We start from the raw sequence: 18,151 nt of genomic DNA, 5'->3' as shown, positions 1-18,151 counted from the left end.
TCACCCCTCGGGGCGGCTGACGACCACCGCGGCGGGTCGCAGCTGCCGCCCGTTCTCTCCATAGCCCGGGCGCAAGACCTCGATCACGGTCCCGGAGGGAAGGTCGGGTTGGGCCACCACACTGACCACTTCGTGGAGCTCCGGGGAGAACGGCACACCGACCTCGTCGTGGCGCTCGAAGCCGAACCGTGACAGCACCTGCACCGCCTGATCCCGGATCGCCTTCACACCCTCGACGACGGTCTGAGGATCGCTGCCCGCATGGGCCAGCGCAAGCTCCAAATTGTCCAGTACCGGCAACCACGCCGCGGAAACCTTCGCCACCTCCGCGCCGCGTTCACGGTCCAGATCCTTGGCATACCGCTTGCGCAGGTTGTCCAGATCTGCGAGGGCCCTGCGCCAGCGGTCCTCGAGTTGAGCCAACTCGGCCCCCGTGTCGGTGCGATCGGGCGCCGTCTCGGTCTGATCCCCGTCGGTACCGTCGGTAGCCGGCTCGGTCGTCGAATGATCTGCAGACCTTTCCATCGTGTGCCTCAGCTTCGATCGAATTCGGCGTCGATCACGTCGTCGTCATCCGACGACGCAGCCTCTGCGTCGCCGGCCTGGTGTCCGTCGCCGCCGTCCTGGACCGGCGCGAGCCCGTAGAGCAACTGCTGGAGCTCCGAGGTGAGCGGCTCTACCTCCGCGGGTGAAGCACCGTCTTTCACGGCCTTCCTGGCGTCGGCGATCAGCATCTCGGCCCGCGCCTTGTCGTGCGGTGGCGCACTGTCACCGAGTTCGGCGAGTCGCCGTTCCACTTGATATGCAACCGAATCGAGCGCGTTGCGTGCGTCGACCGCCTTGCGCAGCGCCTCGTCCTCACCCCGATTCTGTTCGGCCTCGGCGAGCATGCGTTCGACCTCACTCTGGTCCAGGTTGCCCTGCTCACTGATCGTGATGCTCTGCTCCTTGCCGGTGTCCTTGTCGCGGGCGGTGACGTTGAGGATGCCGTTGGCGTCGATATCGAAAGTGACTTCGACTTGGGCCTCACCGCGTGGCGCGGGACGGATGTCTTCCAGCCTGAACCGGCCGAGCACCCGGTTGTCGGCGGCCCGTTCGCGTTCGCCCTGCAGCACCACGACGTCCACGGCGGACTGATTGTCTTCCGCCGTGGAGAACACTTCGCTGCGCCGGGCCGGGATCGTCGTGTTGCGCTCGATGATCTTGGTCATCACCCCGCCCTGCGTCTCGACGCCGAGGGACAGCGGTGTGACATCGAGTAACAGCACATCGGAGACCTCGCCCTTGAGCACGCCCGCCTGGACTGCGGCACCGAGCGCCACGACCTCGTCCGGGTTGACGCCCATGTGGGGGTCCTTACCGCCGGTGAGCCGGCGAACCAGCGCCTGCACCGCCGGAATACGTGTCGAACCACCGACCAGGATCACCTCGTCGATGTCGTTGGCGGTGACCTTGGCGTCACTCATCGCCTGCTTCACGGGGTCGAGGCAGCGTTCCACCAGATCCGCCGTCAGATCCTCGAACTTCGATCGCATGATCGTGGTGGTGAGGTGCTTGGGACCGTTCGCGTCTGCGGTGACGAAGGGCAAGTTGACCTGAGCCTGGGTGACCGAGGACAACTCGACCTTGGCTTTCTCCGCGGCCTCGAAGAGGCGCTGCAACGCCTGCGCATCCTTGCGCAGATCGATATTCTCCGCACGCTGGAATTCGTCGGCGAGGTAGTCCACCAGGCGTCGGTCGAAGTCGTCGCCGCCGAGGTGGGAGTCGCCGGCCGTGGAACGAACCTCGACCACTCCCTCGCCGACGTCGAGCAGGCTCACATCGAAGGTGCCGCCGCCGAGGTCGAAGACCAGTACGGTTTCGTGGGTCTGCTTGTCCATGCCGTACGCCAGTGCCGCAGCGGTCGGCTCGTTGATGATCCGCAAAACCTCGAGGCCTGCGATCCGGCCGGCGTCCTTGGTGGCGTTGCGCTGCGCGTCGTTGAAGTAGGCCGGAACGGTGATGACCGCTTCCTTGACCTTCTCACCGAGGAACTTGCTCGCGTCGTCGACGAGCTTGCGCAGCACGAGGGCGCTGATCTCCTCCGGCGCGTACTTCTTTCCCCGCACGTCGAATCGGGCCTCACCGTTGTCACCTGGCACGACGTCGAAGCTGACCGCTTTTGCCTCCTCGGAGATCTCGTCGTAATGACGTCCGATGAAGCGTTTCGCCGAGTAGATCGTGCCCTTCGGATTCAAGATCGCCTGCCGTCGGGCAAGCTGACCCACCAGGCGCTCGCCGCTCTCGGTGAACGCCACCACCGACGGCGTCGTCCGTGCTCCCTCGACATTGGAGATCACCACCGGCTCGCCGCCTTGCCAGCTTGCGATGACCGAGTTGGTGGTGCCCAGGTCTATCCCCACAGCGGTCGCCATGACTCATTCCTTTCGATCGGTCCGGCCGGTGAGCAGGCGGACGGCTTCGTCCGCGACCTCGACATCGGCGAGGACTTCGTAGTGACGTGGTTGTAATGACTGGATTGAGGTGAAGTCGCGCCGGCCGCCCTGCAGCGCATACATGAGCAGGCCGAGCAGAGCGCCGACAACGGCACCGAACACCAACCCGTAGAAGGCGAGCGCGAGGCCCGTGAGCAGCGGCTGGACCCAATCGAGTAACCCGAAGATCCAGCCGAACAGCGCACCCGTCAGCGCGCCCGCGGCGGCGCCGCGCAGAGCGGCCCAGGCGTAATTCAATCGGCCGAGGACCTGTTCGACCAGCTCGATATCGCGACCGACGATGGCGAGTTTGTCTACCGCGAAATGTTGGTCGGAGAGGTAGTCGACGGCGCTCTCGGCGTCGGCATAGGTGTTGAATGTCGCAATCACCTGGCGTGCAGGTGGGTGTGGACTTACGGCGGAGGTTCCGCCACTGGACTCTGACATCACGCCCCCTAGGCGTCGATGACTTGGATTCGCCGAGCCCGCGCGTACCAGTTCGGCGTTCGGTCGATCGGTCAACCGTTTGAGCTCACGGAAGCTCAACCGCCTGAGAGTTAGTTCCTCATCCGCCACTGGGCGTCATCAAGATTCGCCCTACGGGCGTCCACACAACGGGAAACAGTGGCGTCCACACCTCGCCCAGGGCATAGATGTCCGCCGGAACCCGCTCGAGGCGGCCGGTACGCGCACTCCGGGCATCAGCCACTACTCCGGGAATTCCATGAGTTGAACTCCCGATAGGAAATCTTCGCAGCCGAAGGAGGTGGGTGCCTAGGGCCCCGCAGGTCGAAAGCAGGAAGTCGATTCCACCCTGACAGTACAGTCGCGGGAGCGCTGGGAATAACAGCTACTTCATCCTCATGTAGAGGATCAGGCCGGCCCTCGGTGGTGGACCCTAATCCCCTGGTGCAGAATCGAACCAGTGACGAAATCTACTTTCCAGCTGTTGGATCAGCCCATCCGGTGGAGTCCACTAAACGCTGATTTCACTGTACGGCAACCGAATCGGGCGGAAACCGGGGAGCTGGTTTGAAAGTGAAAGTAGTACAACAGTATACGACTCGTCGCCGTAGCAGTTGAGACACGCGCACTGTGATCGTCGATGTAGATTTTCCATGGGTATGTGACGCGGGTCGGGAGTCGCCGACCACGGGAGCAAGCAGGAGTATGTTGATCGGGTGGGCCCACTCGCAGTAGGTGCATGCAGGAGACCGATGTCGTACGGGACCGGTCGCTGATGCGCGCGCCGTCGACCGTACGTTCCTCGATCTGGGTGCCGCTGGTCGCGATCGTGGTCCTCCTCCTCGCAGGATGCGGCGCCTCGGCTCCCACCACCTCGACGCCCTCAGCGGGGCCTGCCGTAGACCTGCCGGCACTGGTCCGGCAGGTGGAGGCCTCGGTCGTCACCGTGCTCACCGAGTCCGGCGTGGGCAGCGGCATCGTCTACAAGACCGACGGCACCATCGTCACCAACGCCCACGTGGTCGAGGGTGCCCGGCAGGTGAGTGTGGCCTTCGCCGACGGGCAACAGGTGTCCGCGAACGTGCGGGCCGTCGATCGCGTGACCGACGTCGCGGTCCTTCAAGCGGACCGCACGGATCTGACTGCGGCGACGTTCGAGACAGCGCTGCCAGAGGTTGGCGCGCTCGCCGTAGTCGTGGGTAGTCCGCTGGGGTTCGAGGCCACGGTCACCTCGGGCATCATCTCAGGATTGCACCGTCAGATCCCTGGGTCGGCCTCCACCGGGGCGCCGCTGGTCGACCTGATTCAGACCGACGCCGCGATCTCGCCGGGTAACTCCGGGGGTGCGCTGATCGACGGACAAGGGCGGGTCGTGGGGATGAGCCAGGCCTACATTCCCCCGTCGGCGGGTGCGGTGGCTCTGGGCTTCGCCATCCCCGCGGCGAATGTCGTCGACATCGCGGACCAGCTGCTGGCCTCGGGAACCGCCCAGCATGCGTACGTCGGCATTCAGCCCGGCACACTGACCCCGCAGATCGCCGAACAACTGGCGGTCGACCGCACCAGCGGTGTCGTCGTCCTCGAGGTCGTCCCGCTCGGTCCGGCAGCGACCGCGGGTATCCGGCCGGGCGATGTCATCACCGCGGTCAACGGCCACGACACCGAGTCGGCGGAGGACTTCATCGCGGCGATCCGTGCCGTCGACCCAGGCGATCGAGTCGAACTGACCGTGCTCCGCGGCGGCGAGACCCAGCAGATCTCGGTTACCGTGACAGACCGCCCCGCCGGCTGAACGACGATTCCAAGAGCGACCGAAACGCGCGTGGACGGAATCGGTGCTGCGGCCCGGCACGTTGCGTTGGCTAGCCGATTGTAGTCGTGTCGACGGTGCATCCTCGGCCGCTCATGGTGTCTACGGGACAGAGGCGGCGGAGATCCGCGGCGGCGCTGTAGTGGACTCGCACGCACTGGCTGGAGTTTGGGGGCAGACCGAGCGGGTACGCGAAGGCGGTGAACGAGCACCTGCAGGGAGTGCAATCCAGTGCGGCCGGTGAGCAGGTCTCGGTGCTGTTCATCGCGGATCCGGGCACGCCTGCGGCTCTCGCGGAACGTATCGCGGAGTACCTGCCGCAACGCCTGCAGAGCCGTGATCGCCCCGAGCGTCGGTGGACGACGTGCGTGCGCCGAAAACCGTACCTCCCCGACGAGCAAGCAGACTTCGCAGATGTCATCGACACAGTCGATCCGTCCTCCGAAGCGGAGGACATCGTCGTGTACCTCACCGATCTACCACGCCGCGAGGACACCCTGCCGGTGGTGGCCGACGTCAGCGCCGACTACCTCTTCGCGCTCATCTCCGTCCCCGGGGTGGGCGGCGTCTACATCGAGCGCCGCGTCCGCACCGTCACCGAACTCGCGATCGCCTGCGTCCTCGGTGAACCGGAACTCATGCCCCCCGGCGCGGCGCGACGGTTCCGGTCCGCGCAGATCAAGGACGGTATCCGGTACTTCGCGCCCTCGGGGCTGCGGCGGCTGCGGCTGCTGTCGGGAATGGTGCGGGCCAACCGGCCGTGGCGACTGGTCACCGGACTGTCGAAGGTCCTCGTCGGCGCGTTCGCCACGGGTGCGATCGCACTGGCCACCGACACGATCTGGTTGTTCGCCGACACGATGGGTCCATGGCGTATGAGTGCGGCGACGATCCTGTCGATCGTAGCGATGATTCTCTGGCTGATCCTCGATCACGAACTGTGGGAGCGGCCGAAGTCGCCGACGGAACGCGATCGATCGGTGCTGTACAACACCGCGACCGTGGCCACCCTGGTCATCGGCGTCGTCATCCTCCACGTGGCCCTGTTCTGGCTGCTCCTGTTCACCACGTGCCTCGCTCTTCCCCCGGAACTGCTGTCCCCCGTTCTCGGGCGCGCGGTGAACTTCTCCGACTACCTCACGCTCACCTGGCTGCTGGCGTCCATCGCAACCATCGGTGGGGCCCTCGGGTCGGGTCTCGAGGACGACGCCGCCGTCAAGGAGGCGGCGTACGGGGTCCGGCAGCGGCAACGCATCGAGGAGACGTGACAACCGTCGAACGAGGCGCGATGATCGCGGCCCGCGAAGCGTACAACCCGGCGTCCAGTGAGCCTTGTGGTCAGCATCCGTCATGGGTGTGCAAGGCGGGAAGGCGTAGCGGGCTGCAGCAGGCTGGCAGCCCCGCCGAAGGCCAGCCCCCAAACGGCACTGAGGTACACCGCGGCACGGGATTGCGCGAGAAGGCCGAGGACGATCGTAGCTGCTCTGAGCAGGCTTGCCGATGACAATTTCCAAGGAGAATTTGGCCCCCGTGCAGGCTCTATCCGGTCACCTCGATGATTGGAACGACACGCTCGACGCCGAGTACCACGATTCCCCAGAGTTCTTCGACAGATTTGGCGCTATGGTCGACGTCCCCCGATCACGTGGGGCGCTCACCCCTATCGAACAAGCGCTGATTGGGGTCGCTGTCGTAGGCAACGCTGCCAGCACGAATTGGCCGCGACTGCGTGCATATGTGCGGGCGGCTCTCGACCTCGGCGCGAGTCGAGCCGAAGTCCGTGACGTATTGCAGCTGGTCAGCATCATGAGTATCCATGCGCTGTCGATCGGGGCGCCGGCCGTTGCAGAAGTTCTGTCCGAACGGGGGATTCGTCCTCCATTCGGGCTGAGCGACCGACAGCGGAACCTGCGTGCGGATTTCGAACAGAAGCGCGGGTACTGGCACAAGAGATGGGACGATGTCTTGGCGCTCGACCCGGACATGTTCGAGGCCTACATGAACTTCTCCACCGTCGGGGCCCAATTCGGTTCGCTGCCAGTGAAGTTGCGTGAATTGATCTACATTGCCAATTCTTGCGTGGTCACACACCTATACGTCCCAGGCGTGCAGATCCATACGCGGGCCGCGCTGGATGCAGGTGCCAGCGTGGAGGAGATCCTGTCGGCTATCGAGATAGCCACGTTCACCGGTGCGGATCCGTATTTCGAGACAATGACGCGCATACCCGAATTGTTCGAGTGACGGGGCGACCGCCCTTACAGTTTGATCACCGCACTCGCAGAGCAACGCGCTCAAGGATTTACACCACTCCCCGGGGCTCTATCTCTGAATCTCGTCGCCGACCAGGTTGTCGGCCAGTTCGGTGACCGCGGCGGTGGTGGCAGTCACGTCCCACACCCGGCTGACCCGCCGGCCTGCCCGGCCCGGCCGCGGCACTCGGGCACACACCGTGCCCGCCGCCTTGGCCACATCGATCGCAGCAACCCGATCGATCACCAACTCGTGATCGTCGTCGGGAATCTCTTCCGGTTCCGGCTTCACTTTGTTTGTCCTCCAGTCGCGTCGGCACTCTCCACGGGCGGGCCGCCTGGGGCCTCGGTCGAGGGAATCCGAAATTCTGACCGGCGTGCTCGAAGCAACAGTGCATGACCTTTCCAAGGTCGGGCCCCGGCCCCAGGCTTATTTACGGGCTTACACTCCCAAGAATACGTCGGCGTCGGCAGGCGACCCGACCCCATTTTCAGGCCTGCGAGGCGTCCCGGGAACGGAACTGGGTGCTCATTTGACTTGACGAATTGCGGGTTCCATGGAGTTCGTCCGCCGACTCCACGTTCTTAAAAGGTTGACGTCGTGCACTTTTCCGATGACCCACCAGAACTCGGGCCGTCGAGGGCCTGGAACAGCGCCGGGTGCCGTCCAGGCCGGGCGGCCGAACAGTTTGCAGATCTTCGCCCTTGGGGTGTGGCGGGGAACGCGAAATCCGAGGTTCGACGCCGAGGCCGGGCCTTGGTTTTCGGCCCAGAATGACCTCGGTATCCACGGTACCGCCGTCCCACGGTTCGGCGAGCTCGGTCTCGAACTGGACGGCCGCGAGATCACGAAGGGGGTGACATCGCCCAGGCGGGGTGGCAGCGCGTTGCCTGTGCACCGCGGTCGTGGTAGCCGACCCAGCTGGAGATCGCAGGCCTTGAGATCACCCGGCCGGTGTTGCCGATCCACACTACTTGCGGGCGAGCGAATGACTTTCTGCCGACTTGCGATCGGGGTGATTGTCGCTTCGGACCCAGCGGCCGAGGAGGAAGACCGCAGCTCCGGCGACGAGCATTGGGACTGACATTGCGTAGAAGACTGCACTGGCAGACCAGCCCATGCCGAGTGCCGCTCCGACAGCGATCGGCCCGACGATGCCGCCGAGGCGGCCAACACCCAACGCCCATCCAACCCCGGTGGACCGCATCGATGTCGGATAGAACACCGCGGACAGCGCGATGAGGCTCTTCTGCCCACCGCTGATGCAGACCCCCGCAAAAAAATTGGCCGTCAATAGGACCCACAACGGCGCCGTAAAGGCGACACCGGTCAGCGCAACGAATGCGAATCCGACGACATAAACGGTTCCGAGGGTGACGTACGCGCCGAGTCGGTCCATACAGGGCCCGGTGACAAATGCAGCGGCGATGCCGCCGACAGTCGTGAGGGTGGTGGCGGTGACCACCGTACCCATGTCGTAGTCCAGGCTCGTCATGATCGACGGTAGCCAGCTCTGCAGCGCGTAGAACTCGCCGAGGTTGATGACGAAGACCAGCCACAGCAGCAGGGTTCCCAAGACCCGGTCACGGGTGAACAGGCTCCTCAGTGCAGTGCGTTGTCCGTCGGTCCGCTTCTCGGCCTCGTAGGTGATGTCGGGGCCGACGGCGAGGGCGGGATCCATTTTGCGGAAGATCGCCTGGATTCTGTTGGGCTCCGCGCCTCTGTTGATCATTGAGGTGAGTGAGTCCGGCAGGTAGCGCAGCAACGCCGGGAGCAGGAGCAGCGGTGCTACTGCGCCGACGACGAGTACCGACCGCCAGCCGAGGATCGGGATCAGCCAACCGGAGACCAGCCCTGCCGCGACGAATCCGAGGGAGAAGCCGCAATAGATCACCAGGACGAAGGTTGCCCGAAGACGCTTGGGGCTGAATTCGCCCGTCAGTGCGATGGCACTCGGCGCGGCGGCACCGAGCCCCATTCCGGTGATGAAGCGCAACGCCATCAGTTCGGTGACGTTCTGTGACCAGGCCGCCGCCAACGTGCCGAGGGCGAAGATGACCGTGCTCGTGAGGATCATCCGGCGGTGGCCGAACCGCTCGGACAGCGGCGAGAGCGCCAGATAGCCGACCATGAGACCGGCGAGAGCGGCGGAGAAGATGGGCCCGAGCACCTGTTTCGACAGGCCCCACTCCTCGGCGATGTGGGGCGCCATGTAGCTGATGCTCTGAGTGTCGAAGCCGTCGATGAACATGACCACCCCACACAAAGCGATCACGATGTACTGGTATCGACTCACTGGCCGCGAATCGATGAAATCCGGCATTTTCACGCGCGATGGTGCTAAGGACATGATTGCCTCACATTATCTGATGCCCGGTTTCCCGGATGATGTGGTCGTGGTAGCGGATCACGCGGTGACAACGGGCTCGCCCGACGGTACGAAGGCGTCGCAATAGAAATTGTCTGGCGCCAAACCGGCCTCGTGGACAAAATCCTCGCGTGCCGCCGAGGTCATTGCGGGGCTTCCGCATGCATAGACCTCGTGGTCGCTGAGGTTCGCGTAGTCCTCGAGCACCGCTCGATGAACGAGCCCGGTGCGTCCGGTCCAGTCCTCCGCGGGATGTGACAGGACGGGAGTGAATGAGACACGACCCGGATCCGAGGCCCACTTCTCGGGCAACTCGGGTAGGTAGATGTCGCCCTGTCCTCGTGCGCCCCAGTAGAGGTGCACGGACCGTTCTCCACCACGTTTGAGGTGGTCCTCGATGATCGATTTGACCGGGGCGAAGCCGGTGCCACTGGCGACGAAGATGACCGGCCTGTCCGAGTCGGGGTTCAGTGAGAACTCGCCGTAGGGCAGCTCGATCCTCAGTCTGGTTCCCTTTTCGAGCCCGCCGAGCACCTCATCGGAGAAGCGTCCACCCTGCACCCGACGAATGTGAAGCTGCACTCCGTCGTTCTCATGCGGCGGATTCGCCATCGAATAATTCCGGCTGTCACCGTCGTCGAGAAAGACTTTCAGGTACTGCCCGGCAGCGAACTTCGCACGCACCCCGGTGGGGAGACGCAGCTGCACCACCGTGACATCGGGCGACGGACGGGTGATCCGATGGACCTTTGCGGTCAGGGTCTTGCGTATCACCCTGTCCTGCTTGGTGATCCGCTTGGGCGTGATCGAGGTGTCGGTGCTCGGCCGGGCCTGGCAGAACAGCACTCCGCTCTGAGGGCCTTGCGACATCCCCCAGCCGCGCACATCGAGGCAGCCGGCATCGAGTGCGCCTTCGCAACTCGAGCACACGCCTTTGCGGCACGAGTACGGGATCGCGTATCCGGAACGTTCCGCCGCGTCGAGCACGCTCTCATCGGGCTCGCACGGAAAGCTAATGTCCGTTCCGGTGACAGTTACTGTGTAGGTCATGAGGTAGCTCCAAAGGTGCCGGGTGCCGACATGTGGGTTTCGGCGGCGCCGACGAGTCGCAGCGCCCCGACTACCGCATCCGGGTCGGCTGTGCCCTTGCCGGCAATGTCGAACCCCGCGCCGTGGCCGACACTGGAGAACCGCACTCCGGCGCCGATTGTCATCGCGGCTGCGCTGCGCCCAGCGAGGAGTTTGACGGGAATATGGCCCTGATCGTGGTACATGGCGACGAACGCGTCGAAGCCTGGGTCTGCCAGCATGAGGTCGGCCCCGACCGGTCCCGAGGCGTCAATCCCTGCGGCGCGCAGCCGCTCCACCGCTGGCGCTGTCACCCGCAGGTCCTCGTCACCGAACAAACCGCCCTCGCCGGCGTGTGGATTGATGCCGAAGACGCCGATGCGCGGGGACGGGATGCCCTGCGCCTGTAACGTCTCCACCGCGGCACGTGCCGCCCCGTGCACCAGCTCGGGCGTGAGGCGCCGAAGCGCATCCCGCAGCGATTCGTGCAACGTTGCGTGCACGATGCGCAAACCGGCACCGATCAACATCAAGAACACCTGATCGGGCCGCGCGCCGACGAGTTCGGCCAGCAAGCTCGGATATCCGTCGAAGGAGATGCCGGCGGCGTTGACCGCGGTTTCCGAGTGCGGGCATGCGACGATGCCGCAGGCTCCGCCGCCCTGCAGACATCGCACCGCCCGTTCCAGATACGCCACCGTCGCCTTCCCAGCCTCTGCTGTCACCCGGCCCGGTGCGAAAGCCCCAGCGGGCAGCGAGTGCACCGGAAGCAGGTCGACGACATCGGTCACGGGCGTGGCCAAGCCGTCGGCTGTCTCGCGGACCGTCATGCCTGCCCAGCGGGCGAGCGGCTCGACGACACATCGATCGCCCACCAGGACCGGATTGAATGCGGGATGCTCCTGCGCTGCCATGACGGCCTTCACCGCGAGCTCGGGGCCGATTCCATTCGGATCGCCGATCGTGAGCAAGACCCGCGGAGGGGACCCACTCATAGCGGGAGCGCCAACAGGGTATCGATGTTGGTGCTGTCGCACACCACGACTCGTTCGGCAATCTTCAACTGATCGTCCACGTCGACGTAGCGGTCGACATACCGCCCGCTGGCGAAGATGTCGGATTGGCCGTCACGCATCACCCGTACCACCAGGAAGCTGGTCTCGGCATGGATACCGTCACCGTTCTCTTCCAGGACTGAGGGCTGGCCCAGGATGTGACGGTAGGTGTGTTGCTCGTAGATGTTGGCTTCACGCAGCGCCGATACGCGGTCGACCAGCATCCGGCGAGTGTTGGCCCACACCAGTCCGGCGGGCAGGCCTTCGCTGTAGTTCTGTGCGGTGGTGATCCGGTACATGCAGTTTTCGACGAAGAAGTCCGGCCACTGCTCGAGCGGCCCCTCGTCGATGCAGCGGGAGTAGTCGGCCTGCACACGGCCGATTCGCTGGAAGTCGTTCACGCTCATGCCTCTTCCTGTCGGTTCATCGCGGCCCGGTATGCCTTCCAGAAGCCGCGGACCGATGCTTCGGTGACACGGCTTTCGCTGGATTCGGCGAGACAGCCTCCCATTTCGAGCACGGCGGACTGGCTTGCCGCACCTGTGATTCCGCGTTGCACGAAGCCTCCGACGCAGCCGTCCTCCATCGAGATGTAGCCTGCGGGGCCCACGAGGTTGGCCTGCTTGAGTCGTACTTCCCGCTGCTCGGGAGTGTCTTCTTCGAAGCCGAGGTACGTCCAGTTCAGCCGTGTTCGTTCGACCCCGGTCGGCAGGATCTGGCGCACAGCCACGGAGTTCTGGATCTGCTGCAGCACGAAGCCCGGGAAGACGGAGAGGATCTGCAGCGTCGTATCGTCACCGACCTCGCTGAACCCCTCGAGCAACGTTGGATCGGCCAGTTTGTAGGCGCTTTCGGACCGGATGTTCTGATCCGAGTACGCGACGTCCTTCTCGGCGTCTCGGTCGATCGCCGAGTAACTGACGTGGTGGCCGCCGCTCTCGTCGACGATGATCCCACCGCGCTGCGACAGTCGGTTGAGCTCGAAGGTCGTGAAGAACAGGTGCAGGATGCTGGCGTGGTAGGAGTCCTTGACGTTCTCTACGTACAGCTTCCAGTTATTGGGAAGGATCTGTGTGAAGCGTCCGATGATCTCGGGGGTGCGTCCACCGAGGACACGGGCGATCCGACTCGTGATCTCTTCGCCGAGATAGTCTTCGATGTCGGGCACGTCATCGGAAAAACTCCCGAAGACCAGACCGTAGAGGACGGCGATGCGCATCTTGCGCGGTCCGTGGTCCTCCATACAGAACGAATCAGGCATTCCCCCTTCGCCCTTGACCCCATCTTTGAACGCAACGCCGGTCAGATCGCCCTGCAGGTTGTAGCTCCACGCGTGGTAGACGCACGTAAAGTCCTTCGTGTTTCCGCGGTCGTCCAGCGCCAGCAGGGCGCCGCGATGGGCGCACCGGTTCTCGAAGCCGTAGAGCTCACCGTCGCGATCACGCGCCACGATCACCGGCGTCTCGCCGACGAAGGTGGAGCAGTAGTCTCCCGGGCCGGCTACCTCCGCCTCCAGGCACAGGTAGCTCCAATACGGGCCATGGAACAACTTGGTCTGCTCGGCTGCGTAGATGTCCTCGCCCTGGAACACCCGATACGGCACCCGGGTGAGGTCGTCAGTCCAATCCGCCGTGGTCTCGCGGACCGTGTGGACAACGCTGCTTTCCATAATTTCTCCTCAGTCTGGACAACCAGTCGGGACATCAGAGAACTCGCTCGCCGGGACTTGACAAGCCCCGTGGCTGTTCGTATAACGAACAAATGAGCAATTCTCGAACAATTAAGCCGGACGATAAGGGAAGTGTCAAGGGTGCTGCCCGCGCTCCCGAGGGAATGGCCGGACTGGCGAAGGGCCTGGCGGTCATCGAGGCCTTCGGCATCCGCCACCCGCAACTGACCGTCACCGACGCCGCTCAGCGGACGAACACCTCCCGCGCCGCGGCGCGCCGCTGCCTGCTCACTCTCGTCGAGCTCGGTTACCTGACCCACGACAACGGAAACTTCCGACCGACACCCAGGATGCTTCGGCTCGGCGGCGCCTATCTGGACACCGCGCCACTGCCGCAACTTGCCCAGCCGCAGTTGGCCGAGGCCCGCGATGCGCTGGGCGAGTCGGTGTCGCTCGCGGTTCTCGAAGACGGGTGGTCCCTGTTCGTCGCCCGCGCCGAGGCCGCACGGATCGTCGCGACCGGAGTCCGGGTCGGCGCCAAACTGCCCGCCCACAGCTCCGCGACCGGTCGAGTACTGCTGGCCGGACTCCCCGATACGCAACTCGACGACTACCTCCGAGAATGCCACCCGCAGCCCCGCACACCCAAGACGCTGACCGATGTCGATGCCATCAGCGAGCGAATCCTGACGGCGAGGGAGAGCGGCGTGGCCTGCACCGACGAAGAAATCGAACTCGGCATGCTGTCGATAGCCGTACCGGTCCGGACTGCCCGGGGCGAAACCGTGGCGGCAATGAGTGTCAGTACGTCCACAGCCAGAACCACCCTGCACGACATCCGTGAGGCAGCCGTGCCCGTACTGAACAAATACGCAGCAAGACTCGGCCGGCTTCTGTGAGATCCCACCCAGACTGCAACTCACACCCCCCGCGTTACGGAGAAGCGTGCGACGCTCCCAGCGTGTCTGTGTCGACGCATGCGGGGCTCCCCTGCGGGAGGTGACTTCCGGTTGTGCTGGAGTCATTGTCTGTCGTGGCCGATGAGGTCATGAGGGCGGCGAAACCGACGCGGGCAATAGCGACGCGGCCATGAGCGCGCACAGGAGGGCCGAGCCTTTCAGGACCTGTGCGGGTACGGAGGCGACACGACGGAGCCGAGTGCGATGATCGACGGTGATCGGAACCGGGAGACCGAGCAGCGCCAGGACCCCACGTGCTTCGGATGTTCGCGGGACTTGCCGATCAGGTACATCGAGTCGGCCGACGTCATCAGGAACACCAAGGTCAGCCTTTCCGCCACCAGACCTCGGGGATGGAGCCGTGACCCGTTGGGTCTGGCTGGGAACGGGGTTGTGTCGCAGGGGTGGACTTCCGCTCAATCATCGTGAAAGCGCGAGGTTCTGCGCACCCACGGTGCAGTGTGGCATTTGGGGACACCCGCACACCGTCTCTCTGCAGACCAGAGTTAGCTTCTGTACAACAGTCACGTGATGTGCTTCACTTTCGGGGCCAGGTGTGACGGGACTACAGAAGGAATCGGGTCGATATGGGCAGTAGTTCGCTGAGTCGGCGGGATTTCATGAGAGTGACGGCGGCTCTGGGGGGTTTCCTTGCTGTGGGAGCCGGCGCAGGGTGTGCTACCCAGTCCCGAGGTAGGGACGGCGTCTACCGAGGTGACGTCGCCATCACGGGGTTGGCGAGCCTGATCCATTCGGCCCCGTTTCTGATCGCAGCGTCCGAGGGCTACTACGAAGAAGAGATGCTGGCGCTGGAGAACGTTCAGTTCCCGGGTGGGCTGGACACCGTGCGGGGAATCGGCTCCGGGATCGGATTCGGCACTTCGGCGACGATTCCGGTGTTCATCGCCGTGGAGCGCGGACTCGACGTCAAGGCGTTCGGGAACGTCTACACCGCGGCATCTGTGGACTTCATCGCCCCCGCTGACTCCCCGATCAACACGATCGAAGATGTTCGGGGCCGCACCATCGGTGTGAGCAGCCCGGGATCGAACTCGACCGACTTCGCCGAGAAGACGCTTCGATTGGCGGGTTTGACACCCGGCGTCGACGTCGAGTTGCTCAGCGTCGGATCCGCGAGCGATTCGTGGACCGTCGCCTCCCAGGGCGTTGTCGATGTCGCGTGGACTGCGTCCCCGCTGTCCGAGCGCATCATCGCCGAAACCGGCGCGAAGGTGATCTGGCGATCCCGGGACTACGTCCAGGACTGGTCGGACACCTGCCTATGTGCCACCACCCCGTTCATCGAAAAGAATCGGGACGTCTTGGCGGGGTGGATGCGTGCCGTGGGTCGCGGTATCGAGATGATCGATACGGATCTCGAGCGGGCGGCCGAAATCTATGGCCGCGCAATCAAGTACAAGCCCGAGATCGCCCTGGCGGCGTTGGAGAATTCGCGAGGTTTCTTCAGTCTCGACTTCGCGCGCCCGCAACTCGAAGCGGTCGTGGCCTCGGGCGTCGAGGCCGGACGACTCGGCGGCAAGGTCGATATTGACGCAGTTGTAGTCGAACTATAAGGCGGGAAGAGAACATGACCACTACACAAGTCGAATCGAAGAACGTCTCTTTCGACGGTATCGGTATGACTTTCGATTCCGACACCGGGCGGACCGAGGCCGTGCGTAACGTCACGGCATCGATCGCGGAGGGCCAGTTCGTATCGGTCATCGGTCCGAGTGGATGCGGAAAGAGCACCTTGCTGGACATGGCCTGTGGCTTACTTGTTCCCTCGCATGGACGGGTGACCATCGATGGGGAGATTGTCACAGGGCCCCGTAAGGACACCGCCATGGTGTTTCAGGAAGACTCGACCCTGCACTGGCGAAGTGTTCTCGACAATGTGGCTTTCGGGTTGGAAATCAAGCACGTCGACAAGGACGAGCGCCTGGAAAAAGCGCGTGCGATGATCGAACTGGTCGGCTTGAAGGGTTTCGAGAAGCACCGGCCCGGGCAGCTTTCCGGAGGTATGCGTCAACGCGTGGCGATCGCCCGTGCACTCGCCACGGATCCTCGAATTCTGCTGATGGACGAACCGTTCGGCGCTCTGGATCAGCAGACGCGACAGTTCATCGGGCGCGAGCTCTTGAAGATCTGGGAGCAGACCCACAATCGGGTACTCTTCGTTACCCACGACATCCAAGAGGCGATCTATCTGTCGGATCAGATCTGGGTGATGTCGGCACGTCCATCGGTGGTCCGAGAGGTGATCGACGTCGGGCTACCCCGTCCACGCCCGAGCGGCACACACGCCATGGCCAGATTCAAGGAACTCGAGGATCACCTGTGGTCGATCATCAAGGAAGAGGCCGCTAAGACACTGGGGCACGGGACGGATGCCACATGACTGTGACCTCGCCGCAGGCGGCCCTCCACGAAACGCCAAGGTCTGGATTCCGACGAGCGAAACATCGGGCACGCGTCGTACGTTGGACGATGCTGGTTGCTCTTGTGTTGTTGCTCGAGGCGGCAACGCGAACCGGCTGGATCGACCGCAATCAGATGGTCGCGCCGTCCGAGATACTCGCCCACGTCGCGGCAATCATCCCGAGCACCCACTTCGTCACCGATCTGACGCGGACGAGCGTGACCATACTTGCGGCGTTCGCACTGGGCGTGCTCGGCGGGGTGCCCCTGGGGGTATTGCTCTGGAGGGTCCGGGTCATCGGTCGAGTCCTCGAACCATTCATCGTCACCGGGTACGCGATGCCGACATTGCTGTTCTACCCGATTCTGGTCGCGGTGCTCGGACTCAACGCGGGACCAATCATCGTCATCGCGAGCACGATGGCCCTCATTCCAATAGCGCTGACCACGATGGTGGCGCTCGGAGACGTCAAACCGGTGCTGCACAAACTGGCGCGATCGGTCGATGCCTCGCGCCGGCAGCAATACTTCAAGGTGCTGTTCCCGGCCGCCACGCCGCTCATCTTTCCCGGGATCAAGCTCGGATTCATCTACGCAGTCATCGGCACCATCGCGATGGAGTTCATTCTGGCGTCGAAAGGCCTGGGGTTTCGTGCGGGCTTTATGTACCGCGAACTCTACGTCGCGGACATGTGGGCCTACATTGCCATTGTCGTGGTCTTCAGCATCGCAGTGAACAGTGCACTCGGCCTAGCTGAACGAGTCATTCGAAGGGACATGTTGTGAACGCCACCACGCTCAGCGCCGGAACCGAAGGCGAAGCAGGCAAACAGAATACGGAACAGCGGTTCCGCCTGTCACAGCGGTGGGCCGACAACCTCCTGCGAATACTCATCGTCATTGGGTTGATCGGTGTCTGGGCGCTTATTGCAGCGACCAGCGAACTTGTGCCGTCCCCGGGCGCGTCGATGTCGGCGGTATGGGGACTGTTCGCAGACGGTTCCATCTACAGGAATCTCAACGCCACGATGAGTGCTGTCGGACTCGGATTCGTCGTCGCAACAGCGGTGGGCTTCCCGACCGGATACATCATCGGGCGAAGCAAGTTTCTCGGTGATGTGTTCGATCCGATCATCGCGGGTGCCTTCGCCATACCACGCGTAATCTTCTTTCCGATCCTGCTGCAGATCTTCGGCCTGGGACTCGGAGCACAGTCGGCAATGGCCGCATTGGCCGCGGTGTTCCCCATCATCGTCTCGACGGCGGCGGGAGTACGCGCCATCAACCCCATCCTGCTCAAACTCGGCCGGGCCACCGGTGCAAGTCCGCTTCAGACAATGAGCAAAATCGTGGTGCCCGCGATGGCGCCCTCTCTCATGGTCGGTATCCGAATCGGCTTCAGCATTGCCTTCATCAATGTACTGATCGCCGAGTTCTTCGCCACCAGAGCAGGATTGGGGCAGATGGCGATGCTTGCGTACGGCAAGTTGGATCTACCGACGATGTACGGAGTGATCATGCTGCTGGTCTCGATGGCGCTGGTGGGCAACATCGCCCTGTGGGCCATCGAACGGAAGATCACCGACGCGGTCAACTGATCGCCGCACGC

The 18,151-nt window shown here is 63.8% G+C and carries 18 protein-coding genes; 8 read left to right on the top strand and 10 right to left on the bottom strand.

From position 1 onward, the window contains the following. Genes QM806_RS32870 through QM806_RS32860 form a run of 3 tightly spaced genes read right to left on the bottom strand, consistent with a single transcriptional unit; the run spans window position 1 to window position 2,921 of the window. Complete coding sequence (locus QM806_RS32870; RefSeq protein ID WP_283294099.1) at window positions 1-525, bottom strand: nucleotide exchange factor GrpE; 525 nt, start codon at window positions 523-525, stop codon at window positions 1-3. Window positions 526-533: 8 nt separating this feature from the next. After that, window positions 534-2,414 (bottom strand): molecular chaperone DnaK, encoded by a 1,881-nt coding sequence (gene dnaK, locus QM806_RS32865; protein ID WP_167116028.1) that lies wholly within the window; start codon window positions 2,412-2,414, stop codon window positions 534-536. A 3-nt stretch (window positions 2,415-2,417) separates the two neighbouring features. Beyond that, window positions 2,418-2,921: a YflT domain-containing protein gene (locus QM806_RS32860; protein ID WP_283294116.1), complete on the bottom strand. Its 504-nt coding sequence runs from the start codon at window positions 2,919-2,921 to the stop codon at window positions 2,418-2,420. Between the two features lie 793 nt (window positions 2,922-3,714). On the opposite strand from QM806_RS32860, the gene QM806_RS32855 reads away from it, so the two are divergent. The 3 genes from QM806_RS32855 to QM806_RS32845 all read left to right on the top strand — a co-directional run bounded on the left by QM806_RS32855 (window position 3,715) and on the right by QM806_RS32845 (window position 6,993). Then, the gene (locus QM806_RS32855; protein WP_005259179.1) at window positions 3,715-4,731 is read left to right on the top strand and encodes a S1C family serine protease; all 1,017 of its coding nucleotides are present in this window, start codon (window positions 3,715-3,717) and stop codon (window positions 4,729-4,731) included. Between the two features lie 218 nt (window positions 4,732-4,949). Beyond that, complete coding sequence (locus tag QM806_RS32850) at window positions 4,950-6,017, top strand: hypothetical protein (RefSeq protein WP_283294095.1); 1,068 nt, start codon at window positions 4,950-4,952, stop codon at window positions 6,015-6,017. Between the two features lie 232 nt (window positions 6,018-6,249). After that, entirely contained in the window at window positions 6,250-6,993 is a 744-nt protein-coding gene (locus tag QM806_RS32845; protein WP_054247903.1) for a carboxymuconolactone decarboxylase family protein, read from the top strand. Between the two features lie 78 nt (window positions 6,994-7,071). Here the strand turns inward: QM806_RS32845 and QM806_RS32840 are convergent, their stop codons facing one another. The 6 genes from QM806_RS32840 to QM806_RS32815 all read right to left on the bottom strand — a co-directional run bounded on the left by QM806_RS32840 (window position 7,072) and on the right by QM806_RS32815 (window position 13,162). Continuing rightward, window positions 7,072-7,293, bottom strand: a complete 222-nt coding sequence (locus QM806_RS32840; protein ID WP_005566448.1) for a hypothetical protein — start codon at window positions 7,291-7,293, stop codon at window positions 7,072-7,074. 679 nt (window positions 7,294-7,972) lie between these two features. Next, entirely contained in the window at window positions 7,973-9,277 is a 1,305-nt protein-coding gene (locus tag QM806_RS32835) for an MFS transporter (protein ID WP_231137766.1), read from the bottom strand. Window positions 9,278-9,409: 132 nt separating this feature from the next. Next, the gene (locus QM806_RS32830) at window positions 9,410-10,420 is read right to left on the bottom strand and encodes a 2Fe-2S iron-sulfur cluster-binding protein (protein WP_043789745.1); all 1,011 of its coding nucleotides are present in this window, start codon (window positions 10,418-10,420) and stop codon (window positions 9,410-9,412) included. Next, on the bottom strand, window positions 10,417-11,433 hold the full coding sequence (locus QM806_RS32825; RefSeq protein ID WP_005256014.1) for a PdxA family dehydrogenase: 1,017 nt from the start codon (window positions 11,431-11,433) through the stop codon (window positions 10,417-10,419). Before QM806_RS32825 ends, QM806_RS32830 begins: the two co-directional genes overlap by 4 nt. Next, the gene (locus tag QM806_RS32820) at window positions 11,430-11,900 is read right to left on the bottom strand and encodes an aromatic-ring-hydroxylating dioxygenase subunit beta (RefSeq protein ID WP_005256013.1); all 471 of its coding nucleotides are present in this window, start codon (window positions 11,898-11,900) and stop codon (window positions 11,430-11,432) included. The genes QM806_RS32825 and QM806_RS32820 overlap by 4 nt, the downstream gene beginning before the upstream one ends. Beyond that, a complete protein-coding gene (locus QM806_RS32815) occupies window positions 11,897-13,162 on the bottom strand; it encodes an aromatic ring-hydroxylating dioxygenase subunit alpha (protein ID WP_005256012.1) in 1,266 nt (421 codons plus the stop codon). The genes QM806_RS32820 and QM806_RS32815 overlap by 4 nt, the downstream gene beginning before the upstream one ends. Before the next feature lie 92 nt (window positions 13,163-13,254). Between QM806_RS32815 and QM806_RS32810 the strand changes: the two genes are divergently transcribed. Then, a complete protein-coding gene (locus QM806_RS32810; protein ID WP_241769537.1) occupies window positions 13,255-14,061 on the top strand; it encodes an IclR family transcriptional regulator in 807 nt (268 codons plus the stop codon). 218 nt (window positions 14,062-14,279) lie between these two features. Here the strand turns inward: QM806_RS32810 and QM806_RS32805 are convergent, their stop codons facing one another. Continuing rightward, complete coding sequence (locus QM806_RS32805; RefSeq protein WP_283294090.1) at window positions 14,280-14,432, bottom strand: hypothetical protein; 153 nt, start codon at window positions 14,430-14,432, stop codon at window positions 14,280-14,282. A gap of 423 nt (window positions 14,433-14,855) precedes the next feature. On the opposite strand from QM806_RS32805, the gene QM806_RS32800 reads away from it, so the two are divergent. From QM806_RS32800 to QM806_RS32785, 4 genes are read left to right on the top strand one after another with little or no spacing between them, the layout of a single operon-like run. Next, window positions 14,856-15,695: an ABC transporter substrate-binding protein gene (locus tag QM806_RS32800; protein WP_005256010.1), complete on the top strand. Its 840-nt coding sequence runs from the start codon at window positions 14,856-14,858 to the stop codon at window positions 15,693-15,695. 14 nt (window positions 15,696-15,709) lie between these two features. Next, window positions 15,710-16,522, top strand: coding sequence for an ABC transporter ATP-binding protein (locus tag QM806_RS32795; RefSeq protein ID WP_005256009.1), 813 nt, complete (start codon window positions 15,710-15,712; stop codon window positions 16,520-16,522). Beyond that, entirely contained in the window at window positions 16,519-17,328 is an 810-nt protein-coding gene (locus tag QM806_RS32790; protein ID WP_240482956.1) for an ABC transporter permease, read from the top strand. The genes QM806_RS32795 and QM806_RS32790 overlap by 4 nt, the downstream gene beginning before the upstream one ends. Next, a complete protein-coding gene (locus QM806_RS32785) occupies window positions 17,325-18,140 on the top strand; it encodes an ABC transporter permease (protein WP_005256007.1) in 816 nt (271 codons plus the stop codon). Before QM806_RS32790 ends, QM806_RS32785 begins: the two co-directional genes overlap by 4 nt. Window positions 18,141-18,151 lie beyond the last annotated feature (11 nt).

Origin of the sequence: Rhodococcus sp. IEGM 1351 (assembly GCF_030056875.1) — a bacterium.
Taxonomy (GTDB): domain Bacteria; phylum Actinomycetota; class Actinomycetes; order Mycobacteriales; family Mycobacteriaceae; genus Rhodococcus_F; species Rhodococcus_F opacus.
The sequence above is the reverse complement of the archived record's forward strand: the minus strand, read 5'-3'. Positions and strand labels throughout refer to the sequence as shown.